The organism is Thiobacillus sp., assembly GCF_013693775.1.
In the GTDB taxonomy this organism is placed as follows: Bacteria; Pseudomonadota; Gammaproteobacteria; order Burkholderiales; family Thiobacillaceae; genus Thiobacillus.
Window position 1 is genome coordinate 708,446 of record NZ_CP059257.1, and the last position, 23,567, is coordinate 732,012.

21 protein-coding genes, 1 tRNA gene and 1 pseudogene are annotated in these 23,567 nt (G+C 60.5%); 4 read left to right on the plus strand and 19 right to left on the minus strand.

The genetic code is table 11. The features are described 5' to 3' along the window. Window positions 1-12: 12 nt before the first annotated feature. Window positions 13-1,389 (minus strand): membrane-bound lytic murein transglycosylase MltF, encoded by a 1,377-nt coding sequence (mltF, locus tag HZY77_RS03525; RefSeq protein WP_296818797.1) that lies wholly within the window; start codon window positions 1,387-1,389, stop codon window positions 13-15. A gap of 105 nt (window positions 1,390-1,494) precedes the next feature. Here mltF and HZY77_RS03530 point away from each other — a divergent pair. Continuing rightward, a tRNA-Ser gene (locus tag HZY77_RS03530) sits at window positions 1,495-1,584 on the plus strand. 247 nt (window positions 1,585-1,831) lie between these two features. Here the strand turns inward: HZY77_RS03530 and HZY77_RS03535 are convergent. From HZY77_RS03535 to HZY77_RS03550, 4 genes and pseudogenes are all read right to left on the minus strand, one after another. Further along, window positions 1,832-3,370, minus strand: coding sequence for a SpoVR family protein (locus HZY77_RS03535; RefSeq protein WP_296818800.1), 1,539 nt, complete (start codon window positions 3,368-3,370; stop codon window positions 1,832-1,834). A 1-nt stretch (window position 3,371) separates the two neighbouring features. Further along, window positions 3,372-4,616: pseudogene (locus HZY77_RS03540) on the minus strand (YeaH/YhbH family protein); the annotation flags it as partial. 24 nt (window positions 4,617-4,640) lie between these two features. Beyond that, window positions 4,641-6,560 carry a PrkA family serine protein kinase gene (locus tag HZY77_RS03545; RefSeq protein ID WP_296818803.1) on the minus strand — a complete coding sequence of 640 codons (1,920 nt, stop codon included), beginning with the start codon at window positions 6,558-6,560 and terminating at the stop codon, window positions 4,641-4,643. 237 nt (window positions 6,561-6,797) lie between these two features. After that, entirely contained in the window at window positions 6,798-7,208 is a 411-nt protein-coding gene (locus tag HZY77_RS03550) for a hypothetical protein (RefSeq protein WP_296818806.1), read from the minus strand. A gap of 195 nt (window positions 7,209-7,403) precedes the next feature. On the opposite strand from HZY77_RS03550, the gene HZY77_RS03555 reads away from it, so the two are divergent. Further along, window positions 7,404-8,288: an ADP-polyphosphate phosphotransferase gene (locus tag HZY77_RS03555; protein WP_296818809.1), complete on the plus strand. Its 885-nt coding sequence runs from the start codon at window positions 7,404-7,406 to the stop codon at window positions 8,286-8,288. A 23-nt stretch (window positions 8,289-8,311) separates the two neighbouring features. On the opposite strand, the gene HZY77_RS03560 is transcribed toward HZY77_RS03555, so the two are convergent. Both HZY77_RS03560 and HZY77_RS03565 read right to left on the minus strand, forming a co-directional pair. Continuing rightward, a complete protein-coding gene (locus HZY77_RS03560) occupies window positions 8,312-8,515 on the minus strand; it encodes a hypothetical protein (protein ID WP_296818812.1) in 204 nt (67 codons plus the stop codon). 431 nt (window positions 8,516-8,946) lie between these two features. Continuing rightward, entirely contained in the window at window positions 8,947-9,978 is a 1,032-nt protein-coding gene (locus HZY77_RS03565) for a L,D-transpeptidase family protein (protein WP_296818815.1), read from the minus strand. Window positions 9,979-10,043: 65 nt separating this feature from the next. On the opposite strand from HZY77_RS03565, the gene HZY77_RS03570 reads away from it, so the two are divergent. Beyond that, entirely contained in the window at window positions 10,044-10,601 is a 558-nt protein-coding gene (locus HZY77_RS03570; protein WP_296818818.1) for a L,D-transpeptidase, read from the plus strand. Window positions 10,602-10,707: 106 nt separating this feature from the next. On the opposite strand, the gene HZY77_RS03575 is transcribed toward HZY77_RS03570, so the two are convergent. The 6 genes from HZY77_RS03575 to HZY77_RS03600 all read right to left on the minus strand — a co-directional run bounded on the left by HZY77_RS03575 (window position 10,708) and on the right by HZY77_RS03600 (window position 15,843). Beyond that, entirely contained in the window at window positions 10,708-11,172 is a 465-nt protein-coding gene (locus tag HZY77_RS03575; RefSeq protein WP_296818820.1) for an alanine-zipper protein, read from the minus strand. Between the two features lie 77 nt (window positions 11,173-11,249). Continuing rightward, on the minus strand, window positions 11,250-12,770 hold the full coding sequence (locus HZY77_RS03580; RefSeq protein WP_296818822.1) for a DHA2 family efflux MFS transporter permease subunit: 1,521 nt from the start codon (window positions 12,768-12,770) through the stop codon (window positions 11,250-11,252). A gap of 4 nt (window positions 12,771-12,774) precedes the next feature. Then, entirely contained in the window at window positions 12,775-13,605 is an 831-nt protein-coding gene (locus HZY77_RS03585; protein WP_296818824.1) for an HlyD family efflux transporter periplasmic adaptor subunit, read from the minus strand. Continuing rightward, window positions 13,545-13,916 (minus strand): biotin/lipoyl-binding protein, encoded by a 372-nt coding sequence (locus HZY77_RS03590; protein WP_296818826.1) that lies wholly within the window; start codon window positions 13,914-13,916, stop codon window positions 13,545-13,547. The genes HZY77_RS03585 and HZY77_RS03590 overlap by 61 nt, the downstream gene beginning before the upstream one ends. Continuing rightward, window positions 13,913-15,337, minus strand: coding sequence for an efflux transporter outer membrane subunit (locus HZY77_RS03595; RefSeq protein WP_296818829.1), 1,425 nt, complete (start codon window positions 15,335-15,337; stop codon window positions 13,913-13,915). The genes HZY77_RS03590 and HZY77_RS03595 overlap by 4 nt, the downstream gene beginning before the upstream one ends. Next, window positions 15,334-15,843, minus strand: a complete 510-nt coding sequence (locus HZY77_RS03600; RefSeq protein ID WP_296818831.1) for a MarR family transcriptional regulator — start codon at window positions 15,841-15,843, stop codon at window positions 15,334-15,336. The genes HZY77_RS03595 and HZY77_RS03600 overlap by 4 nt, the downstream gene beginning before the upstream one ends. A 435-nt stretch (window positions 15,844-16,278) precedes the next feature. On the opposite strand from HZY77_RS03600, the gene dsrA reads away from it, so the two are divergent. Then, window positions 16,279-17,583, plus strand: a complete 1,305-nt coding sequence (dsrA, locus tag HZY77_RS03605; protein WP_296818834.1) for a dissimilatory-type sulfite reductase subunit alpha — start codon at window positions 16,279-16,281, stop codon at window positions 17,581-17,583. A gap of 126 nt (window positions 17,584-17,709) precedes the next feature. On the opposite strand, the gene HZY77_RS03610 is transcribed toward dsrA, so the two are convergent. The 6 genes from HZY77_RS03610 to HZY77_RS03635 all read right to left on the minus strand — a co-directional run bounded on the left by HZY77_RS03610 (window position 17,710) and on the right by HZY77_RS03635 (window position 23,411). Beyond that, window positions 17,710-18,423 (minus strand): (5-formylfuran-3-yl)methyl phosphate synthase, encoded by a 714-nt coding sequence (locus HZY77_RS03610; RefSeq protein WP_296818836.1) that lies wholly within the window; start codon window positions 18,421-18,423, stop codon window positions 17,710-17,712. After that, entirely contained in the window at window positions 18,420-18,986 is a 567-nt protein-coding gene (locus HZY77_RS03615; RefSeq protein WP_296820812.1) for a DUF447 domain-containing protein, read from the minus strand. Before HZY77_RS03615 ends, HZY77_RS03610 begins: the two co-directional genes overlap by 4 nt. A gap of 2 nt (window positions 18,987-18,988) precedes the next feature. Next, window positions 18,989-20,392, minus strand: a complete 1,404-nt coding sequence (locus HZY77_RS03620) for a DUF6513 domain-containing protein (protein WP_296818838.1) — start codon at window positions 20,390-20,392, stop codon at window positions 18,989-18,991. Continuing rightward, complete coding sequence (locus HZY77_RS03625; RefSeq protein ID WP_296659504.1) at window positions 20,368-20,925, minus strand: flavoprotein; 558 nt, start codon at window positions 20,923-20,925, stop codon at window positions 20,368-20,370. The genes HZY77_RS03620 and HZY77_RS03625 overlap by 25 nt, the downstream gene beginning before the upstream one ends. Window positions 20,926-20,941: 16 nt before the next feature. Then, entirely contained in the window at window positions 20,942-21,436 is a 495-nt protein-coding gene (locus HZY77_RS03630) for a 6-carboxytetrahydropterin synthase (protein ID WP_296818840.1), read from the minus strand. A 4-nt stretch (window positions 21,437-21,440) separates the two neighbouring features. Continuing rightward, window positions 21,441-23,411 carry a sigma-54-dependent Fis family transcriptional regulator gene (locus HZY77_RS03635; RefSeq protein WP_296818843.1) on the minus strand — a complete coding sequence of 657 codons (1,971 nt, stop codon included), beginning with the start codon at window positions 23,409-23,411 and terminating at the stop codon, window positions 21,441-21,443. Window positions 23,412-23,567 lie beyond the last annotated feature (156 nt).

Sequence of the window (23,567 nt, forward strand, 5' to 3'; positions counted from 1 at the left end):
GATGCCGGCCGGTCAGCCCGGCGTCGGCAGGCCCGCTTCGCTCTTGCCCAGGTTGAACAGCGGGTTGTATTCGGGCTCCAGCCGCACCAGGATGTCGTAGTAGTTGCGGATGTTCTCGGCGAACAGCAGCGCCTCGGCGCCGCGGGCATAGCCGTATTTCATCACCTTGGCATACTCGCTTCGGCTCAGGTAGGGCAGGGCTGCTTTCACGTCCGCCCAGCTGTCCGGATTGCCGCCGCGCGCCTGCGCGATGCGACGCGCATCTTCCAGATGGCCTTGTCCCTGGTTGTAGGCAGCCAACGCAAGCCAGGTGCGATCGGGCTCGGGAATGCGGTCGGGCAGGGCATCCTTCAGCATGGCCAGATAGCGGGCGCCGCCGAGGATGCTCTGGCGCGCGTTGAGTCGATCGCTGATCCGCATGCGGTCGGCCGTTTCGGCGGTCAGCATCATCAAGCCGCGCACGCCGGTCGGCGACGTGGCAAACGGATCCCATTGCGATTCCTGGTAGCCGATCGCGGCCAACAGACGCCAGTCGATGCCGGTGAGCGTCTGGGCTTCCTGGAAATACCGGCGCAAATCCGGCAGGCGTTGCGGACGGCGCTGCATGATGCCGAGGATGTCCGTGCTGTCCAGTCGCTTGACGTGACCGAAGTAACGCTCGTAGATGCGTTTGATGGTGCCGTCCCAGCGTGCCTGTTCGATGAAGCGGGCCAGCGAATTACGCAGGATGAGCGAGCTGTGTTTCGGCAGCGCCCACACGATTTTCTGGGTGTCCGGCAGGTCGAAGGCCACGGCCAGTTCGGGATAGAAGGTACGCACGGGATCGAAATCCATGCCGTTGATGACCACCGCGTCGTATTTGCCGGCCTGCAGTTGCGCCAGCAGCTCGTCCGGCCAGACATTGTCCAGCGCGGACCAGGACAGCTTGGGATACTTGCGCTTCAGACGCATCAGCATGGGCGTATGGCCTGAACCGATGATCAATGCCAGCTTCTTGCCTGACAGGGCAGCGATGTCGCGAGGCGCCCGCTCGCTGGCGCGATAGACGATATGGACCGGCGTCTCGAATAGAACCGGGCCGGCAATCAGATGGCGATCCTTGACCACGGCTTGCGGCAAGGTCGCCGCCGCCAGATGGATCTGGCGATTCTCAAGCAAGTCGAACAGGGCTGCGGGCCGGGGCTTCGCCGTCCATACTGGCGTCCAGTTCTGCGACTGGCCGTATGCCTGGATCAAATCGTGTTCGAAGCCGGCAGCCTCGCCATTGCGGGCGATATAGTAGGTCGCAGGGCTGTTGCGTACTCCCACCTGCAACTCGCCACTGGTTTCGGGCGGTGGAATGGGACGACTACAGGCGGCCAATGCCAGTGTCAGCGCCAGTGCAGCCAATCTCCCGATCCATCTCATTGTTTTTATGATGGGCATGAATACAGTCTGAACGAGAGCGAAATTTTCGTCCAGCAAACCGCCCGACTCGGTTACAATACGCGCCCCGGAGAGGTGGCAGAGTGGTCGAATGTACCTGACTCGAAATCAGGCGTGAGCGCAAGTTCACCGTGGGTTCGAATCCCACCCTCTCCGCCAATTACCGTCCAGTCGCTTTAGGCGCTTGAATTTACTGGAAGTCTTGTAAATGAACGGACGGCATCAACGCGGCAGCTACTTCGGCATATCGCCCGGATTCGGCCAGCCGACGTAAAAACAACATTCCCGATATTGCCAAACGCGCAAACCTGTGTAGGTGACGCACGCGAGAACTCGATACCGATTCGAATATCCGCGTCGTGCTGGCCCGCTCTCGACAGTTGACTATGCCGGCAAGATGGGCGAGTTAGACCTCGCTCACGGCTGTCATGTGCGATACCCCGTTCTGGTCCACGCTGTCGATGCGTACGGTGTAGCCCCACAGACGGGCGACGTGGCGCAGCATCTCCGGTGTCGACTCGCCCAGAGGGCGGCGGTCGTGCATGTAGTGACGCAGACTGAGCGAGCGGTCACCGAAAACGTCGACTTCGTAGACCTGGATGTTGGGCTCGCGATTGCCGAGGTTGTATTGCTCGGCGAGCTGCTGGCGAACGGCGCGGTAGCCGGCGTCGTCGTGAATCGCGGTGACCTCCAGCTTCTCCTCGGTATCGTCGTCGAGCATGGTAAACAGCTTGAAGTCGCGGATCAGCTTGGGCGAGAGGTACTGCGCGATGAAGCTCTCGTCCTTGAAGTTGCGCATGGCGAAATCCAGCGACTTCACCCAGTCGCTGCCGGCCAGTTCGGGAAACCAGCGGCGATCCTCCTCGGTGGGGTACTCGCAGATACGGCGCAGATCGGTGAACATGGCGAAGCCCAGCGCATAGGGATTGATGCCGTTGTAGTGGCGGCTGTTGTAGGGCGGCTGGTAGACCACGTTGGTGTGGCTTTGCAGGAACTCCATCATGAAACCGTCGGTGAGCTTGCCTTCCTCGTACAGGTGGTTGAGCAGCGTGTAGTGCCAGAAGGTGGCCCAGCCCTCGTTCATGACCTGGGTCTGGCGCTGGGNGTAGAAATATTGCGCGATCTTCCTGACGATGCGGACGATCTCGCGCTGCCAGGGCTCGAGCCGCGGCGCGTTCTTTTCGATGAAATACAGCAGGTTCTCCTGCGGTTCGCTGGGGAAGCGGGCCGCGAGTTNTTCCTGCCCGGCCACCTGCCTGGTCGGCAGGGTGCGCCATAGGTCGTTGACCTGCGATTGCAGGTAGGCTTCGCGCTCGGTCTGGCGCAGCTGCTCCTTGGCCATCGACAGCCGGGCCGGGCGCTTGTAGCGGTCGACGCCGAGGTTCATCAGGGCGTGACAGGAATCGAGCAACTCCTCGACCGCTTCCTCGCCGTGACGCTGCTCGCATTCGGCGATGAAGTTGCGGGCAAACACCAGGTAGTCGAGGATGCCTTCCGCATCGGTCCAGGTGCGGAACAGGTAGTTGCCCTTGAAGAAGGAATTGTGGCCATAGGCGGCATGAGCGATCACCAGCGCCTGCATGGTCATCGTGTTCTCTTCCATCAGATAGGCGATGCAGGGGCTGGAGTTGATGACGATCTCGTAGGCCAGTCCCATCTGGCCGCGCTTGTAGCCGCGCTGGGTGGCGATGAATTGCTTGCCGTAGGACCAGTGGTGATAGCCCACCGGCATGCCGACCGATGAGTAGGCATCGATCATCTGCTCGGAGGTGATGATCTCGATCTGGCTGGGGTAGGTGTCAAGGCCGTAGTGCGCGGCCACCCGCGCGATCTCGCGGTCGTAGCGGTCGAGCAGTTCGAAGCTCCACTCGGAGCCTTCGGACAGGACCTGGCGCGAAGTGGTGGGCGGGGTCGGGGCGATGTCGGATTCCATTTCGGGTTCCATCTCAGGCCACCCTCTTCCTGAACAGTTCGCGGAATACCGGATAGATATCTTCCAGCGTGAGAATGCGCTGCATGGCGAAGCGCGGGCTCGCCGCCTTCACCCGTTCGTACTCGTGCCACAGGCTTTGCGGCTCCTCGGCCTCGATCTCCACGTAGGCGAAGTACTGCGTCAGCGGCAGGATGCTATGCAGCAGCTCGCGGCAGCGCGGCGAGTCATCCTCCCAGTTGTCACCGTCAGAAGCCTGAGCAGCGTAGATGTTCCAGTTGGCGCTCGGATAGCGCTCGAGGATGATGTCGCGCATCAGCTCGAGGGCGCTCGATACCACGGTGCCGCCGCTTTCGCGCGAACTGAAGAAGTCTTCCTCGTCGACTTCCTTGGCCACGGTATGGTGGCGGATGAACACCACGTCGATGCGTTCGTAACTCTTGGTGAGAAAGAGATAGAGCAGCATGAAGAAGCGCTTGGCGATGTTCTTGCGGTCCTCGTCCATCGAGCCCGACACGTCCATCAGGCAGAACATCACGGCCTGGCTGCTGGGCGTCGGCTGCTCGACCCGGTTGGCGTAACGCAGGTCCCAGGTGTCGATGAAAGGAACGGCAGCAAGCCGGGCCTTGAAGGACGCGATTTCCTCGCGCAGTTCGTCGGCCTCCGCGCTCGCACCCAGCCCGTTCGCTTCCAGTTCGGCAAGTTTTTCCTCGGCCTCCCGCAGCGCGTCGCGCGGACCGGCCGCCATGGCGAGCCGGCGTCCGATGGCCTGCTTCATCGAGCGCACCACGTGCAGGTTGGACGGGTTGCCCTGGCTGACAAAGCCGGCACGGGCCTTCTTCACTTCGGGGACGGCGGCAAGCTGTTTCTTCACCAGGTCCGGCAGCGCCAGATCCTGGAAGAAGTAATCCATGAACTCTTCCTTGGACAGCTCGAACACGAAGTCGTCCATGCTCTCGTCGGCCGGGCCTCCGCCGCTGCCGGTTCCCCTCCGCCNCTCGGGACGATCCACCCGGTCGCCGGTGACGAAGTCGCGATTGCCCGGCAGCACGATGTTGCGGCGGCCACCGGGACCATGATGGAAGATGGGCTCGGACAGATCCTTGGAGGGAATGGAAATCTTCTCGCCGCGTTCCATATCCGTCACCTTGCGCCCGGACACGACTTCCGACGCAGCCTTGCGGATCTGCGCCTTGAAGCGGCGCAGGAAACGCTGCCGGTTGACGGCGCTGCGGTTCTTGCCGGAGAGACGACGGTCTACNNAAGCCGATTCATGGCCTACCTTTCAGGACGCCTTTCTTGCGCGCAGATACCACTCGGCCAGCAGACGCACCTGCTTGTCGGTGTAGCCCTTGTCGACCATGCGCTGGACAAAGTCCTGGTGCTTCTTCTGCTCTTCGCTGGACGCCTTGGCGTTGAACGAGATCACCGGCAACAGGTCTTCGGTGCTGGAGAACATGCGTTTCTCGATCACCGCGCGCAGTTTCTCGTAGCTGGTCCAGGCCGGGTTCTTGCCATGATTCTGGGCGCGGGCGCGCAGCACGAAGTTGACCACCTCGTGGCGGAAGTCCTTCGGATTGGCGATGCCGGCCGGCTTCTCGATCTTCTCCAGCTCGGTATTGAGCTGCGCACGGTCGAGAATCTCGCCGGTATCCGGGTCGCGGAACTCCTGGTCCTGGATCCACATGTCCGCGTAGGTCACGTAGCGGTCGAAGATATTCTGCCCATATTCCGAGTAGGACTCGAGGTAGGCGGTCTGCAGCTCCTTCTCGATGTATTCGGCGTAATGCGGCGACAGATACTCCTTCAGGTAGGCGATGTAGCGCTGTTCCACCTCGGGCGGCAATTGCTCCTGCTCGATCTGCTGTTCCAGCACGTAGAGCAGGTGCACCGGGTTGGCGGCGACCTCGCTGTGGTCGAAGTTGAATACGCGCGACAGGATCTTGAAGGCGAAGCGGGTCGAGATGCCGGTCATGCCTTCGTCGACACCGGCGAAGTCGCGGTACTCCTGGTAGCTCTTGGCCTTGGGATCGGTGTCCTTGAGGTTTTCTCCGTCGTAGACGCGCATCTTGGAATAGATACTGGAGTTTTCAGGCTCCTTCAGGCGGGTCAGGACCGAGAATTGCGCCAGCATTTCCAGCGTGCCGGGCGCGCAGGGCGATTCCGACAGCGAGCTGTGCTGCAGGAGCTTCTCGTAGATCTTCACTTCCTCGGAGACGCGGAGGCAGTAGGGCACCTTGACGATGTAGATGCGGTCGAGGAAGGCTTCGTTGTTCTTGTTGTTGCGGAAGGTAGTCCATTCCGACTCGTTGCTGTGCGCCAGCACGACGCCGTCGAAGGGGATCGCGCCGAAACCCTCGGTGCCCTTGTAGTTGCCTTCCTGGGTGGCCGTCAGGAGCGGATGCAGCACCTTGATCGGCGCCTTGAACATCTCGACGAATTCCATCAGGCCCTGGTTGGACAGGGAAAGCCCGCCCGAATAGCTGTAGGCGTCGGGATCGTCCTGCGAGTATTTTTCCAGCTTGCGGATATCCACCTTGCCAACCAGCGAGGAGATGTCCTGGTTGTTCTCGTCACCCGGCTCGGTCTTGGAAATGCCGACCTGGCCCAGCACCGAAGGCCAGCGCTTGACCACGCGGAACTTGGTGATGTCGCCGTTGTACTCGTGCAGCCGCTTCACCGCCCAGGGCGACAAGACCTTGCCGAGATAGCGGAGTGCAATGCCATATTCCTGCAACAGAATGTCACCGTCCTCGTCGGCCGAGAACAGTGACAGTGGCGAGTCGTTCACCGGCGAGCCCTTGATGGCATAGAACGGGGCTTTCTCCATCAGGTGCTTGAGCTTCTCCGCCAACGAGGATTTCCNCCCACCCACCGGGCCCAGCAGATAGAGGATCTGCTTTTTCTCTTCTAGGCCTTGGGCCGCATGCCTGAAATAGGACACGATCTGCTCGATCGTGTCTTCCATCCCGTAAAAATCCTTGAAGGCCGGGTAGACCTTGATGACCTTGTTGGAGAACAGGCGAGACAATCGGGGATCCTTCCGGGTATCCACCAGTTCCGGCTCGCCGATCGCCGCCAGCATGCGTTCGGCGGAACTCGCGTAAGCCATCCGGTCCTGCTTGCAGATATCCAGGAATTCCTCGAGGGTGAATTCCTCTTCTTCTCTGCGGTAGCGTTCGATGTACTGGTTGAACAAGCTCATGGAGTCCTCCTGTCCGGTGAATCGATGTTAGGCCTGATCCTGTTGTCGCAATGATCGTGCCATGTCCTTTTAGCGGTCAAAAGTTCGACCGGGTTGAGCACAAATAGTGCGATGGGAGAAATGCAGGCCGATCAAAACCAGTGCATCGCCCGGGGGCCGCACAGGTATGGGGCGAATTTCTGCCACTCGCACCAGCAGGGCACACAATCGAGCAGAAAATTGCATCTCCCGTCCTTACTACGGAGAGTAGACCAGGGTTGATTCGGTTCCAGTAGAGATCGGTTGATCTCGGCGTGAGCCGGAATGGTGTACTGCGTGGAACTGCCTCCGCATGCTTGCTGGGCCACGGCGCATTCGACGCGAATGCCGGTGCAGGTGTGGCACCAATATTGGCGCCGGCCAGGGTTGAACGATGAACGAGTTATTTGGACTTTGTTTTTTCCTGATTTCCTGCATCCGTTCCCGCCATTCGCTCAAGGCCTCGTCCTCTATCTCCAGCTGTATCGCCACGACTTCCAACGCGCTCAGTTTTTTATCTTCGAGTCTACGCGTCAATTTCTCGCGCATTCTGGACAGTAGCCGCTCGGTTTCTTCCTTGGACAGGTGTCTGGCTTTTTCAAGATAGGCTTCGGAAGGTGTCTTTCTCATCGCAATTTATCCTTTTTGTATATTGGAAACCGCTGGTTTTAATGCTACTCGTTTATACAAGCCGTTCGCTACCTCGGCGGGGAGAAGAGGGAGTGGCGGTCAAGCCGACCAAAACCCAGCGCGCGACATTGCCTGTCCAGAATCGAAGCGGGCAGGCGAACAGCCTGAGAACGAATGACGACCGAAAGGACGGAGATGAAAATCAAATCCAGGGATTTCCAGGTACAGGAAGGGCACAAGGTCAACCTCAAGAAGTGGCCGACACGGGTAAAACCGCTTTACAAATCCAAGGAACAGTACCAAAAGCTCCTTGAGGACCAGGTATCCGAACTGAGCGCACTGCAACAGCTGCACTACGCGTCCAACCGCTATGCGGTCCTGCTGATTTTTCAGGCCATGGATGCCGCCGGCAAGGATGGCGCCATCAAGCATGTGATGTCCGGAATCAATCCCCAGGGCTGCCAGGTGTTCAGTTTCAAGCATCCGAGCGCAACCGAACTCGAGCATGATTTTCTATGGCGTACCACGCAGTCCTTGCCGGAACGCGGTCGCATCGGCATCTTCAACCGCTCCTACTACGAGGAAGTGCTGATCGTGCGGGTCCACCCGGAGATTCTCCGCAGCCAGGGAATTCCGGACGGGCTGCTCAATGAAAAAACGATCTGGAAAGAACGCTATCGTTCCATCGTCGACCTGGAAAACCATCTCCACCGGAACGGCACGCGGATCATCAAGTTCTTTCTTCACCTCTCGAAGGAAGAACAGCGGAAACGTTTCATCGATCGCATCGACGAACCCGAGAAAAACTGGAAGTTCAGTCAGGCGGACATCGTGGAGCGGGGATTCTGGGACGAGTATATGCAGGCCTACGAAGCGTGTCTGAGCGCAACGAGCACCCAGCGTGCGCCCTGGTACGTGGTGCCCGCCGACGACAAGGAAAATGCCCGGCTGATCATTGCCCGGATTGTGGTCGATGCCTTCAAGTCACTCGGGATGCAGTACCCCCAAACGGATGCCCAACACCGGCAGGAGTTGCTGTCGATTCGCCAGCAACTGGTGAACGAAGCCCCGGATAGCTGAGGCCTCGTCAGATTGATGGCATCTCAGATCCGGACGAAATAGGNGAGCGCGGTCAACGCGACCCCGATGGCGACCAGCAGGAAGGTGTTGGAAACGAAATACGGAAAAACCATGAGCGCAAGCCCGCATAATAACGGAACGATCGCTTGCTGCTTCTTCCCGTACAGGAAAAAGCCCAGCCCGATCGAGCCGAAAAGCAAACCCCATAAAAGTGACGACATGCTCATTGTGGTCTCGCGCCCTGTCCTGGGATCGAAGCGTCTATCGGGATCGACGGCGGCTGCAACATATTGAATAAATCCGTCAGATCAGTTTGTTACGGATCGTTTTTGATTACACCCTCACGATTTCCGGCGTGTGGCCTTTTCGCGCAGGTTCCCCTGCCACTGGCATCCGGGTTGCGTGCAGCGAAATCGCCGCTGCCTGACGAAGAGGCTCAGGATGCGGTCGATGAGGCGGCGGCGAATCCGGATCAATCCGTGCTGTCCGCATAGCGGGCACCAATAGGAATCGAGTTCGATAACGCAGATTGCCTTCGGATATTGCCGGAAAGAAGAAAGAGAGCGTTCGGTCACGTGGTCGGGATACGAAACATCTACAGCCTGGCTGGTTGATGGCATTGACCCGAACGCGCGCCCCCGGTTCCGGAAATCAGGAGTCAGCGCGGAACATCCGGCGGCGCCGCGTCGTTGGCCTCGATGCCATAGGGCTCGTAGCTGTAATGTTCCGGCTTGATCGACGCAATGAGGCGGTCGAGACTGGGTGCGCCAATGTTGACGGGGACAGGGACAACCTGCCTGGCATCGACGACCTGCCGCACACGATCCCAGTCGATGGTCGGCCAGGCCTGGCTTCTGGACTGCGAGACGGCATCGATCGCGCGCATGAGGAGGCTGTCCTGATCGCCGGGATATTCTCCCACCGGCGCGGATACGCTGAGATAGAGTTGATGCTTGCGGTATCCCACCAGCACCGGTTGGTTGATGATCCTCACCGGCGTGCCTTTGGGCACCCTGGGAAACAGGTAGGCCGCATTCTCGGGATACAGATGGACGCAGCCATGGCTGACTTCCATCCCCACGCCCCACGGCCGGTTGGTACCATGAATGAAGATTTGCGAAAACCCGGTTTCCAGGGCGAGCATGCCCATGGGATTGTTGGGACCGGNGGGAAAGTAATCGGGGAAATTGGCTTCACCCTGTCTATGATGCTCGGCCTGAATGTCCTTGGGAACGATCCAGGCGGGATCCTTGTATTTGGCGATGATCCGGGTGCTTCCCAGCGGTGTTGGCCAGCCGGGACGGGCGATCCCGATGGGAAAGGTGACCACCGTTGCCGCTTCATTAGCCCTGTGGCGCGGGAAATAATAAAGCCGGCGCTGGGGAATGTTCACGACGACACCCACCCACGGCCGCGGCGGCAGGATGAATTCGGTCGGAACGACGACCGGGGTTCCCTCGCCGGGCAGCCAGACCGACATCCCCGGATTGGCGCGGGTGATTTCATCATAGCCGAGGTCATAATGCCGGGCGATGTCCAGCAAGGTATTGCGGGCGTCAGCCGTCACCACCTGCAGCCGGCCGACGAGGTTGCTGCCATCGGTTGGCAGCGGAAACGTCGCGCTCCAGACTGGGGCGACCCACCACGCCAGCAGCAGGACAAATACATGCAGGCAGGGAACTGAACGCACGCTAGCGGTGGTCGGAGAAGGGGAGTGCACGATGCATTTCATGGGTTGATCAAGGAGGTCCTGAATTGCGATTCTGTTTGAAAGCATTGTTGGCTGCCGTCATCCTCGGGATATCCACGATCTCTTGGGCAGCCGGGGGAACGGAGTGGGTGCTGGTGGATACCCAGGCGTTGACCCTCACGGTGTTTTCCGCTGAAAACCATGTCCTGGCCCGCTTCCACAATATCGCGATCGGCAGCGGCGGTGTCGCCGACACCCATCGCCANGGAGACGAAACCACGCCGCGCGGCATATTCCACGTCACCTGGGTCGATCGCCACAGCCGCTTCAATACCTTCTACGGCCTCGATTATCCGTCCGCCCGCATCGCCCGCCATGCGTATGACGCCGGCATGCTCAGCCAGGCGCAATTCGATGCCATCCTGCAGGCCTTGCGACATCATCGCACCCCACCGCAGGATACGCCGCTCGGCGGCCAGATTGGAATCCATGGACTCGGTGGCGGCAACCCCGACGTCCAACAGGCAGTCAACTGGACCAACGGCTGCGTGGCGCTCACCAACCGTGACATCCGGCGGCTTGCCCAATGGATGCAGGTGGGTACGCGCGTGATCATTCGCTGAAATGCCCATGGCCGCGCCAACGTATTGGCCATTCAAGCCAGTCCGACTTGGTTGATGCCGGTGGACAGACGGTGTTCAGGCCGTCTGTCCGCCGGACCTGAACAAATTATTTCTGCATCGTTTTCTTGAACATGCGGTCGATTTTCTCGGCCAGTTTGTCGACTTCCTGCATGGCCTTGTCGGCTTCGGCCTTCGCCGCATTCGCAGTGGAGTTGGCCTGGTCGGCAGTCGACTTGGCCCCGTCGGCGGTCGCGTTGGCCTGGTCAGCCTTTTGCGAAGCCTGGGCGGCGGCAGTCTTGGCAGCATTGGCGTTGGCGTTAGCCTCATCGGCTTTTTCGACGCCTGGTCTGCCGTGGTCTGAGCCTTGTTCAGTGCGTCGGTCGTGGCGCAGCCGCCCAGCAAGGCCGCGAAAACCAATGACGTGCCGATAAGGGAAAACATTTTGTACGAGCGTGCTTGGTTCATTTTTTTGCTCCAGAATTATTAAAGGTCTTGGAAAGCGCCGCACAAGCCAGAACGCGGCGCGACAATCAGTCGGACACTGCCGGAGCGGTGCGGCTGATGTGCTCATCTTAGAGAATGGGCAGCATGTAGAAATGAAAATCGGATTTTGGTTCCGTAATCGCCCAGCCGGAATAGGATTCCAGTTCAATGAGCACCACTGGCGACCGGTGCGCNCCNCCGTTTGGGCGGCCGGGCCAGCCAGACCATCAACATCAGGGCGACGAAGAAGCAGCCTGACAGCCAGAAGATGTCGTTGGTTGCAAGCAGTACCGCCTGCTGGTTGATGATCCGCTCCAGCATGACCGGGTCCGTGGCCGGGTTGGCCAGGCTGCCGAGGGCTTCAGCCGCCGACGGGTCGAAAGCCGAGACATGCGTGGTCAGGGTGCTGTGGTGGAACGCGGCGCGGCGGTCCCACAGCGTGATGCTGAGCGAGGTGCCGAAGCTGCCGGCCAGGATGCGCGAGAAATTCGACAGGCCGGTGGCGCTCGGCATCAGGTGCGGCGGAATGTCGGACAGGGTCAGGGCGGTCAGCGGCACGAAGAAGGTCGCGACGCCGAAGCCCATCAGCAGGCGCGGGATCACGATGTGCTCGAAGGTGACATCGGTGTTGAACTGGCTGTTCCAGAACGACACCGCGGCGAACACCATGAAGCTGAAGGTGGCCCAGACGCGCAGGTCGACCTTGTGCATGTTCTTGCCGACCACGGCGGACAGGAACACCGGCAGGATGCCGATGGGGGCGGCGGCCATGCCGGCCCAGGTGGCGGTGTAGCCCATATTGGTCTGCAGCCACAGCGGCAGGATCACGACGTTGCCGAAGAACACCAGGTAGCCGAAGCTCAGGATGACCGTGCCGACCAGGAAATTGCGCTGGGCGAACAGGTGGAAATCCACCACCGGGTGGCGGTCGGTCAACTCCCAGACCACCAGCACGCTCAGCGCCACCGCGGAGACAGCCGCCAGGGTGACGATGGTGCCGGACTCGAACCAGTCCAGTTCATTGCCCTTGTCCAGAAGGATCTGCAGCGCCCCCACGCCCAGCACCAGCAGCACCAGCCCCATCTTGTCGATGGGCACGACCTGGGTCGTGCTGGAACGCTTGCCGAGGATCGTCCAGGTCAGGAAGGCCGACAGCAGGCCGACCGGCAGGTTGATGTAGAAGATCCACGGCCAGTTGATGTTGTCGGTGATCCAGCCGCCGAGAATCGGCCCGAGGATGGGCGCGACGATCACGGTCATGGACCAGAGCGCCAGCGCGAGTCCTTTTTCCGGCGGGTAATTGTTCAGCAGCAGGCTCTGCGAGAGCGGGATCATCGGTCCCGCCACGGCGCCCTGCAGCACACGCGCGGCAATCAGGACCGGCAGGCTGGGCGCCAGGCCGCATAGCCACGATGCCAGGGTGAACAGCAGGGTGGACAGCACGAACAGGCGGACGTCGCCGAAGCGGCGTGACAGCCAGCCGGTGAGCGGCAACGCGATGGCGTTGCTGACGGCGAAGGAGGTGATGACCCAGGTGCCCTGGTTCGGGCTCACCGCCAGGTCGCCCGAAATCGCCGGCAGCGAGACGTTGGCGATCGACGTGTCCAGCACCTGCATGAAGGTGCCCAGGCTCAGACCCAGCGTCAGCAGGACCAGGGTGGGACCGTGCAATGGTGGGTGGGCCATGGGCTCAGCCCGTATGGACCTGGTTCGCCCGCAGAATGGAACGGATCAGGGCATCCGCGCCGGACGCGTCTTCCACCGGCGTGACGTAGCGGGTTGCGGGATGCGAGTCCGTCTTGCCGGCCGCGGCGGTATCCACTTCAACTTTCATCGACAGCCCGACCCGCAAAGGATGTTCGGCCAATTCCTTGGTGTCGAGCGCGATGCGTACCGGCAGGCGCTGCACGATCTTGATCCAGTTGCCGCTGGCGTTCTGTGCCGGCAGCAGCGAGAACACGCTGCCCGTGCCGGGTGACAGACCCGCTACGGTGCCATGGAAGGTCGTGCCGCTGCCGTAGAGATCGGAAACCAGTTGCACGGGCTGACCGATGTGCATGCCCTTGAGCTGGTCTTCCTTGAAATTGGCCTCCACCCACAGCTGGGTCATCGGAACGATGGCCATGAGCGCCATGCCGGGTGCAACCTGCTGTCCGATCTGGACCGAGCGCTTGGCCACTTGGCCATCGGCAGGCGCCCGGATTTCGCAGCGACTCAGGGCCAGCCAGGCTTCGCGCAGCCGGGCTTCGGCCTGCTTGACGGCCGGATGGGTCGCTACCGAGGTGCCGCCCACTTCAGCCTTCGAAGCGGCCAATTGGGCGCGCGCCAGATCGAGCTCGGATCGGGCCTTGTCGCGTGCGGCGCGGGCATGCTCGGCTTCCTCGCGCGAGATCGCATCGACGGCGACCGCCCGTTCGCGCCGCACCAGATCGGCCTCGGCCTGTTCCAGGGTGCGTTGCTTCACGGCCAGATTGGCAGCCTGCTGGACGTGGGCCTCGAAGGTCTGGCTGATCCGGCGCACGATTTCCCCAGATCGGCCTCGGACTTGGCGAGGGCCAGCCTGGCGTCAGTATCGTCCAGCTTCACCACGACCTGGCCCTGCTTCACGAAATCGGTGTCGTCGGCCAGTACTGCCACCACCGAGCCGGCGACACGCGGCGTGGCCCGCACCAGGTTGCCGGCCACATAGGCGTCGTCGGTACTTTCGTGTCCGCGGCTGTGCAAGAACCAGCGTACGCCCCAAATCGTCGCCGCAACAAGAAAAATCAGGGCCAGAATCGTCAGCAGACGTTTGCGCTTGGCCGGATTGGCTTCTGGAGGATCAATGGTCATGGGGCAGGGTCCTTGTGGATGGCGTCACCGCCCAATGCCTTGAACAGCGCCACACGGGCGCGCAGGCGGGCGGCCTGGATCTCGATCTCATTCATGCGCTGGGTGAGGACGGCGCTGTTCGCTTCGAGTGCGTCGAGCGGGCTGGCCAGCCCGATTTGTTGGCGCTGTTCCGCCAGGGAACGGGTCTGTTCGGTTTCCTGCAGGGCCTGTTGCTGGGCCTGGCTTCTATGCTCCAGGCTCGTAATCAGGGCATAGGCATCGGCGGCCTGGCGGGCAGCTTCCAGTATGGTGCGGTTATAAGCCGCCACAGATGCGGCGTAATCCGCTTCGCGCATGCCCAGTTTCGCGCTCAGGGTCTGGCGGTTGAAGATTGGCAGATGCAGAGCAGGACCGATCGATGCGGACAGGCTGTTGGCCTGGAACAGCTTGCTAAGGTCGAGGGTTTCCAGGCCGATCATCATGCGCAGATCCAGATTGGGATAGAAATCCGCCTTGGCCGCCGCACTTCGGTCGGAAGCGGCCTCAACCTGGCTGCGTAACGCCGCCACATCGGGTCGGCGGGCCAGCCAGTCAATCGGCAGACGGGCTGGCAGGGCTGGGAGCCGGGCGCCGAGTTCGGGTGTCGGCAGACTGGCGGCGTGGTCCGGATCGCTGCCGACCAGCGCGCTCATGCGATAGCGCAGTGCACGTGCCAGATAGTCCAGGCTGCGGGTCCGGTCCTCGTCCAGGTCCAGCTCTTTGCGCGCATCGATCAGCGGCTGTGCCGAATCCAGGCCCAGATCGAAACGTGCCTTGACCAGCGCATGCGCCTTGCGGTGGCTCTGGGTCAATGCGCCGGCGGCTGCCAGGCGAGCCTCGACATCGGCCCAGGCAAAATACGTATCGGCGACCGCTGCCGCCAGGGTCTGGCGAACGGCTTCAGCTTCGTCGCGTGCCGCCTGCCGCTCATTGCCCGCCGCCTGGATCAGCGCCCGATTCTTGCCCCACCAGTCGAGTGTGTAGGACAGGTTCTCGGTGATATCGGTCTGGGTGAAGGTACTGCCGCCGATAGGAGGCGGAAACAGTCCATTCTTGCTTAGGTGTTCGCGGGTGACGGAAGCATTGGTTTCATAGTGCACCTGGGCATCCAGGCGAGCCAGGCGTACAGATTGATCGGCCACGCGCAGACGCGCCTGCGCGGCAGCCAGATCAGGGGCATCCCGCAAGGCGGTGTCGATCAACTGATCCAGGCTGGCTAACCCGAAGGACGTCCACCAGTGTTCTTGGAGAAGCGAGCTATCCGTGCCCGCGGACGGGTTGGACAAAGCCGACAGCGTGGCCGCCGTCTCGGGTGCCTTCAGCGCCGGCCGGGCCGGCAGGTCGTGCGGCAGTTCGGCACAACCGGCAACCAACAGGAACACACCAGGCAGCAGCCGCTTCATGAGGCCATCCTGAAGTGCCGCAGGCCTTCCAGCATCTTCCTCAGCAGGCGGTCGAACTCGGTGATCTCGGCCGGGCTGAAATCGCTCCATTGCTGCTCGATCCGTTGCCAGATGACTGGCAACACGGCCAGGATCAATTTCCGTCCTGACGGCGTCAGCGACAGTTCCACCCGTCGGCGGTCTTGCGTGCACGGTTTACGACTGACCCAGCCGGAACCGACCAGGTCATCCGCCAATCGGGTCACATTGGTACGGGATGCAATCAACGCGTCGCTCAAATGGCTGGGATTCAACCGGTTGTCCTCGCTGCTCAAAATCATGGCGAGCGCCAGGAAGCTCGAACTGTTGAGCCCAAACTCTGAAAGATGTTGGTTATAAACATCGTCCAATTCCTTGAAAACATAAAAGAACAGACGGTTCAGCACAACTCGGTCCTGGGGCATGCCAGGCAGTTGCCCGGATATGCGACCGATACCATTCTCGAAATAGGTGAAGTCCAGATTCACGTCTTTGCCATGCCAGCCAGTGGGTTGGTTAGTATCATAGCGCTGGAAATAGTTTCAAATGTAACTATTTTTATTATTTAACATAATATACATTATGCGAATTATTAGATTCGGGCTGACAAGTTCAGCCGGTTAGTGTCTGGACAACGGAATTTCGGTAACCCTCGAAGAAATTCAGCTATCCACTCGCCCACGACCTGAAATCCACCCCAAGCCTGGGCAGTCATCGATCTTTGCGATGGGCAACACATTCACACATCTTATCGGTTTGGCCAACCTCGTTGGCGCGATCACGCTTACGATTATCGATCGAATAAATCGATATATAACAATAAAAAATATCGTTTGTTAAATAGATGAGAAAACTATCTTTGCTTGATGAGGCAATGGCAGAGCAATCCCTGCAACAGGCATTTACCCCCGAAGGAGATCGACATGAGCAAGCCCCAGTTCGCCACCCCTAATCTTGATGAACTCGAGAAAGGTCCATGGCCAAGTTTTGTCACCGGCCTCAAACGCCTGGCAAAAGAGAGTGACATGATGCATGACCTGCTTTGCCAATTGGAAACGTCGTACAAGACCAAGACCGGCTACTGGAAAGGTGGCACTGTCGGCGTATTCGGCTACGGNGGTGGCGTGATTCCACGTTTCACCGAACTGAAGGATGAGCACGGCAAGCCTGTATTCCCCGAGGCAGCCGAGTTCCACACGCTGCGTATCCAGCCGCCAGCCGGCATGCACTACACCTCAGACCTCCTGCGCAAGATGTGCGACGTCTGGCAGGAAACGGGCGGCTCGGGCTTGATCGCTTTCCATGGCCAGTCTGGCGACATCATGTTCCAGGGCATCCGCACCGAGAACGTCCAGAAAGCCTTCGACGCCCTGAACGAGATGGGTTTCGACCTCGGAGGCGCGGGGCCCTCGCTGCGGACCTCGATGTCCTGCGTCGGCGCGGCGCGTTGCGAAATGTCCTGCTACGACGAAGCCAAGGCGCTGCGCACCGTCATCAACAACAACATAGACGACATGCATCGTCCTTCGCTGCCGTACAAATTCAAGTTCAAGTTTTCNGGGTGCCCGAACGACTGCGTCAATGCCATCATGCGCTCCGACCTGGCAACCATCGGGACCTGGCGCGACAACATCCGGGTCGATGAAGACCTGGTTCAGGCTTACTACAAGGTCCACGGCATGGAGGATCTCATCAACGACGTTATCACCAAGTGCCCGACCAAGGCCATCACCTTGGTGTCTTCCGACAAGTTCAAGGCCAGCGAACATGTGTCTGCCGCCGACCTGGGCGACGGCAAAACCCTGTGTATCGACAACAAGAACTGCGTGCGCTGCATGCATTGCCTGAACGTCATGCCTGGCGGTCTCCTGCCAGGAAAGGACAAGGGCGTTACAATACTCATCGGTGGCAAGGGCGTGCTGAAGATCGGCGCGACCATGGGCACGGTCGTGATCCCGTTCATGAAACTGGAGACGGATGAAGACTTCGAGAAACTGAACGAACTGGGCCGCAATGTCATCGACTTCTTTGCGGAAAATGCGCTGGAGCACGAGCGCACGGGCGAGATGATCGAGCGCATCGGGCTGACCAATTTCCTCGAAGGCCTGGAGTTGCCGGTCGATCCCAACATGATCACCCAGCCACGCGCCAACCCCTTCTTCCGTTCAGACGACTGGGACGAGCAGGTCGAGAAATGGCTGGAGTACAAGGCCGGCAAAACGGCCTGACTGTCGTTTTGAACGGGTTTGAGGGCCTTGGCTTGGCGGTGTCGGTCTGCCAGCCCTCCCCTTACCTGTCCCGCCAATCGTAACCGCTCATGGAAATGGCCAGAAAGTCCGAGGGCTTGCGCAAGCTCATACGCAGGCCATTGTTTGCTCGGACATCCCTCGTATATTCACAATGGCATCGGAGACGGCAAGCATGGCCTCCGTATCCAGCGACTGGGTACGGGCATGATTGCGACACAAGGCACCACGAAACCCCAGATAATCCGCACCAAGCGGCGCGAGTATGGGAATGTCCGTTACCCGCAAGGATCCGGCAAGGCCGCTGATCAGACCCCGCTGTCTGGCATGGTCAACAAAGCGGGCGAGACGCGCGACAGGCTGATGCCGAAGCAGGCCGCCCGCAGTCTTGTCCAGCGTGTCCAGCATGATGCCCGCAAATCCATATTCGGCAAGCCGATCGGCAAGCCCGATGTCCGGGTTGCGGTCGGCGAACAAGACGGCAACCAGACGGTGCTGGCCGCACAGGGGCGCCAGTGCCGCGAGGCAATCATGCAATGCCGGGGCCGGGAACAGTCCGATCTTCACGAAATCGACGCCGGTAGCGGCCATCATGTCGACGGCCCGGGCGACGGCATGCGGCTCCATGTTGGGGAAATCGCCCACTGTCGCGCTGACTGGCGCCTGCCCGCCCACGGCGTTGACGATGGCACGTACGGTATCCAGGGGCAAGGCGCCCAGTGCGCCGGCATGGGGATTCTTGGCATCGACGATGTCGGCGCCCGCGGCAAGCACCAGCCGCGCCTCATCGGCATCCGTCACGCTGGCGAGCCAGCCCGTCATGCCGCCTGCTCCTGCTGGCGGTGCGCGTCGATTTTTTCCTTCAGCCAATTCCAGGCCTCCCATTCGCGTGGTCCCGCCGTCTTGCCGATCGCGATGGCGAGATAATCCATTTCCTGCTTTACCTTGTCGGCTGGCAGCATGCCGAGCCGGCTGACCAGGATGCAGGCCTCGATGACGGCCGCCTGCGCGCGGTTGTGACCGGGAAAGGCTTCATGGTTGGCGTGGATCAGTTCACGACAGATGAAGCGGGGCCGAACCGCGTCTTCCTCGACCCGTTCCACGATCAATTCGCTGTGACTGAGCGCGTCGGCGAGCCGGCCGCAAGCGATCTGGGTGCATGGGACGAGCGGCCAATCGCGCCGTCCCGTGAGGCAGCCGGCGAATACGCGCACGTCGGTGGGGTGGCTGATCGCAGCCACGCCGGTGGCGCGCAGGTTGTCGAGCGTGCGTGAGGGATGGAAAGGCGACAGGACGATATATCCGTTTTCGCGCCGGAAACCCAAAGGGGCGATGTGCGTTCCGCCATCCGGCGTGGCGGTGGTCAGGATGGCCTCCAGGATCATGCTCATGATGGCTCCGTAGGAGAGGTTGTGCGCGTAGTGCCGGGTCCGCATTGAACCGTGAGATTTTCTTCCTCACGGCGCAGTCCCATGCAGCCCCAGGTCAATTCTTCGTCCTGGCTGTAACGCTTACCGAGTTGCCAGGCGATCTGCGCCCGGGCCAGTTCGACACCCAGGTAAAACGCGTGGCCGCCATCCTGCTCCAGCTTGAGATGCGGCCACAGCGTAAACGGATCGGTCGCACTGTGCATGCCGTCGCGGTTGTATATGTGCAGGCCCTCCTCGCTGATCTGGATACGGAAGCTGGGGTCCTTCACGGCGCTCGCCATCGCGGCGATTTCTTCCCGGTCGTACGGAAACGGCCTGCGGTGATGCAGGCCGAGCAGCGCATCGGACAAATCGCGCGGCAGGCTCTGCCCTTCACGGGCGGCGAACATCATCCGGCGTGCGGCATCGATCTCGCGTACCGCGCTGCGGCAATGCGGACTGACTTCGGTGGTCAGCAGCGCCCGAATGTTCAGTTCCGCCATGACGCCCAGCAACAAGGCATGGATACCGGCAGTGTCGGCATCCGTGAGCTCGGAGAGGTTACCGGTGCCCATCAGGATGTCGGCCTCCGGCATTCGCCGGCGCAGTTCATGGTAGCGTGCCAGCGATGCCGCGAATCCGAACGGCAGCGGATCCAGAATGGGATCGGCGAAATACGGGCGATTGTTCGCCTCCATCCGTTGCATGGCTTCGATCAGGTTGTCCAGGTCACCATGTTGCGCGGGAATCAGGATGGGCGTGGCTGCCACTTCGTCGGCCAGATACAGGGTGTCCGTGGTGAGCGACAGCAGATAATCCGCGCCCGCCCGGCCGCCGCGCAACAATTCGTCCGGATCGAGAGAATCGACACTGACCCGGTAACCCGCCGCCTTCAGCGCCTGCACCGTTTCTTCCAGATGGGGAAACGGTGTCTGCGGCAAGCCGCCGATATCGATCACGTCGGCGCCATCGCCAACATAGCGGGCAGCCTGAGCCAATATGGCCTCGATACGCATACGCGGTGCATCGACCAGTTCGGCGAACAGGAGGACATCGTGGCGCGACAGATCGGGGGCACGGCGTTGCCGACCGANAAACGCCGGCAAATCCATGAGTTCGTCGGGCCCTCGTTCGACAGGGATGCCGAAATGCTCGGACAAGGCCGCCAGGTCGCCGCGGCAACGGCCGGGCAGCAGGATGCGGTCCGCCCNCTGGGTATCCGTCAAGCGGCGACGGATCATGTCGCCCGTCAGCAAGGCGGCCACCTGTACACCCGGCACCTGCACGTCCCAGGTAAAACCCGCGTCGCCCATTTCCGTGAGTACACGCCTCAACTGCAGCTCAGCCAAGCGGCCCGTCAGGAAGAGGATGTGCTCAGACATGTCATTCTTTGATCAATGGCAGATTTCAGTGCCTCGATGCTTTCCGCCACCTCGGTATAGGGGAAACGCTTCAGCCTTTCGGTGTTTTCAAGGTCGATGGGCCGGGGATAGAGCGTAACGGTCTGGCCTGGCGCTTCGGTGATCACCGTTGGCTCGCAATCGCAAGCAAACACAATACTGGGAATACGGCATTTGCCTGCCTGGGCATAAAGGTTGGTGACCAGCGTGTCGGAGATTCCGGCCACGCATTTGGCCACGGTGTTGGAGGTGGCCGGGCCGATGATCAGCGTGTGGTAGTGGCCGCTATAGAGAAAGCCTACCGGCACGCTGCTGGCCGTGTGGTCCTGAAAGACGCGCATTCTCTCGCGCAGGCTCTTGAGCGGAATGCCATACATTCCGAGCACCTCGGCTGCAGCCCGCGTAACGAAAAGGTCGACATCCGGAAGCGTCTCGATAATTTCCAGACTTTCGCGAAGGTAATGTCCCGAACCCGTCAGTCCCCAGGCAATGCGGGGCGTTTCTTGCACTAGCACGGCTTTGCCTCAGGGTTCATTGCGGGAAGACGTGTCGGGAGAACCNCCATTGGCGATCGGCCTCCTCCACCCCGACTTCCAGCAAATGGACGCCTCCCGCCAGGTTTTCCCGGTGCAGCGCCTCGGTCAGGCGTTCGCCGATATGCCGGGCGAGCAACTCCGCTGTGGCATTGGGTATCTGCAGAATGGCGCAGCTTTCCTTCTCGATCCAGAAACGCTTGCCGAAACTTTCCACCTTGACCAGGCCATCTTCCTCGGTCAGTCGGACGACAGGGCTGGTGGCAGGCAAGATCACGCGATCGGACAACTCCTGGCAGATTTCCCGCGCCAGGCGGGTCAGTGCGACAAAATCCAGAACATAGCCTTCGCCCGTATCTTCGCCGTGCGCCGTCACGCGCGTGTGAAAGTTATGGCCATGCAGGTTTTCGCAGACATTGCCATAGGTGATGAAGTGAGCGGAATTGAAACCCAGATCGGCAGGCTCAACCCAGGTGACAAACGGGGATGGCATCAAATCATTCCTCCTTGTTGATGCGGATGTTCAGATTGTTCATCTTGCGATACAGCGTGTTGCGGCTGATTTTCAGATTCCGAGCCGCGAGCGTGACGTTCCAGCGGCTCTNTTCCAGGTTCAGCAAAATCGTTTCCCGTTCCGCCGTCTCAAGCGCCGACAACGGGGTCTCCTTACTGCTGCCAGCGCTGTCATCGGTTTCCGACCGGGGTGCTTGTGTACAGATTTCTTCAGGCAGATCGTAAATCGTGATTTCAGGGCCGTCGCACAGAGCCAGAGCCGTTCTCAGGACATTGCGCAACTGGCGGATGTTGCCAGGCCAGGCATACGATTCAAGCTGCCGTAAGGCACCTTTGCTCAATCCCACCCGTTCCCTTTCCCCGCATTCCAGACTCAGGATATGGTTGATGAGCTCGCGCTTGTCTCCTCGTTCGCGCAAAGGCGGGAGGTTCAGCGTAATGCCCTGCAGGCGGTAGTACAGATCTTCCCGAAAGCGCCCTTCCGCCACCAGTTCCTTGAGGTCGCGGTGGGTGGCACTGATCAGCTTGATGTCGACCTTGACGGGCGTTTCGCCACCCAGCGGAATCACTTCGCGTTCTTCCAGTACCCGCAGTAAACGGGCCTGTAACATCACGGGCATGTCGCCGATTTCATCCAGGAACAGGGTACCGCCGTTCGCCTGGAGAATTTTCCCGCGACGACCCTCACGATTGGCGCCGGTGAATGCCCCCGACTTGTAACCGAAAAGTTCGCTCTCGATCAAGGTTTCCGGAATGGATGCGCAGTTCACTGCCACGAAGGGACGCTTACCGCCAGCCTGTTCCTGGTGGACCCCCTGGGCAAACACTTCCTTGCCCGTCCCGGTCTCGCCCAGCAGCAGGATTGGGATATCCCGGCCCAGCACGCGTTTGGCGCAGTGAACGTTATGTTCCATGGTCTGGTCTCCGAACTGGAGTTCACTCAGACGGATAATCTTGTCTTCGCCCACAGGCGGGCTTTCGGGAACACTCTGTCGCGACGCCCGGCCTGACAGAACGGAACCGCGGGCCTCGGGCGGCTGGACAAGGCCGAAGAAACGATTGCCCCGCTTGGCTTCATAGAGAGCGACCGGGTTGAGCCATCCCTGATTGTTCCGTCCGAGCAGGGCATCCATGCCCGTATTGAAGAGATCACGCAGTTGCAGTCCCGCCAAGTCAGCATGCTTCTTGTAGCCAAGCTGGAACAAGGCGCTCCGGTTGGCGGCCAGGATATGGCCTTCCTCATTCAAGGCCAGCGCGCCTTCCCAAAGTGTCCCGATGAATTCGGGCCGGCTGTGGAAGCGCAATGCGTAATGGTCGCGGAAATTGCACAGGAAGGCGCGGTTCTCGATCATCTGCGCCGACATGTTCACCAGGACCAGGGTGTGCTGTTGTGCCAGGTGGGAAAAACTGGAGGCATCCAGGACGGCCATCAGCCGGCCTTCATGGTCGAAGATCGGAGCGGCCGAACAGGTCAGCCCGACGTTGCGCGACAGGAAATGCTCATGGTGATGGACCAGCAGGGGACGTTTCTCGATGGCACAGGTGCCCATGCCGTTGGTACCCTGGTACTGCTCGCTCCACAGCGCGCCTTCGATCATCCCGCACTGCCTCGCGGCCTCGGAAAACGAAGGATCGCCCAGATAATCCAGCACCACGCCTTCCCGGTCGGTCAGCAACACTGAAANACCGGATCCCGACAACTGCTGGTATAGCGTCGCCATTTCGCCTTGCGCGATCGCACGCAAGGACTCCAGGGGCTCTTGTCTATCCTTGAGTTCACGGCTGTCAAGAATGACCACCGGCTCATCGCGAACCGGATCCAGGCCAAAGTCTCGCACGCATCGATTCCATGACTGGGCAATCGCCGGCCCGACTTCCGTCGTATCCATGGCGCCGCGCGACTCGACCACAGCATTCACAATACGGGCGTGTTCCAAGATTTCGTGCCTTTCCATCGCTAAATCCTTACCGAGACTATGGAAGCAATATCTGAACCAACACTATAAAGGTGCCCAACGTGCACCGTATTTCGCTGTCCATCCCCAAAAAACAGGGACAAAATGAAAACGTCGCCCATCGAAATATAGATCGCGTGAAATACATGGTACAGG

Bases quoted from the DNA above. Each gene is read 5' to 3' on its own strand.
- HZY77_RS03550 (WP_296818806.1), bottom strand. From the start codon at position 7,208: ATGAGAAAGACACCTTCCGAAGCCTATCTTGAAAAAGCCAGACACCTG.
- HZY77_RS03555 (WP_296818809.1), top strand. From the start codon at position 7,404: ATGAAAATCAAATCCAGGGATTTCCAGGTACAGGAAGGGCACAAGGTC.
- HZY77_RS03575 (WP_296818820.1), bottom strand. From the start codon at position 11,172: ATGAGCACATCAGCCGCACCGCTCCGGCAGTGTCCGACTGATTGTCGC.
- HZY77_RS03590 (WP_296818826.1), bottom strand. From the start codon at position 13,916: ATGACCATTGATCCTCCAGAAGCCAATCCGGCCAAGCGCAAACGTCTG.
- HZY77_RS03595 (WP_296818829.1), bottom strand. From the start codon at position 15,337: ATGAAGCGGCTGCTGCCTGGTGTGTTCCTGTTGGTTGCCGGTTGTGCC.
- HZY77_RS03610 (WP_296818836.1), bottom strand. From the start codon at position 18,423: ATGACGGGCTGGCTCGCCAGCGTGACGGATGCCGATGAGGCGCGGCTG.
- HZY77_RS03615 (WP_296820812.1), bottom strand. From the start codon at position 18,986: ATGATCCTGGAGGCCATCCTGACCACCGCCACGCCGGATGGCGGAACG.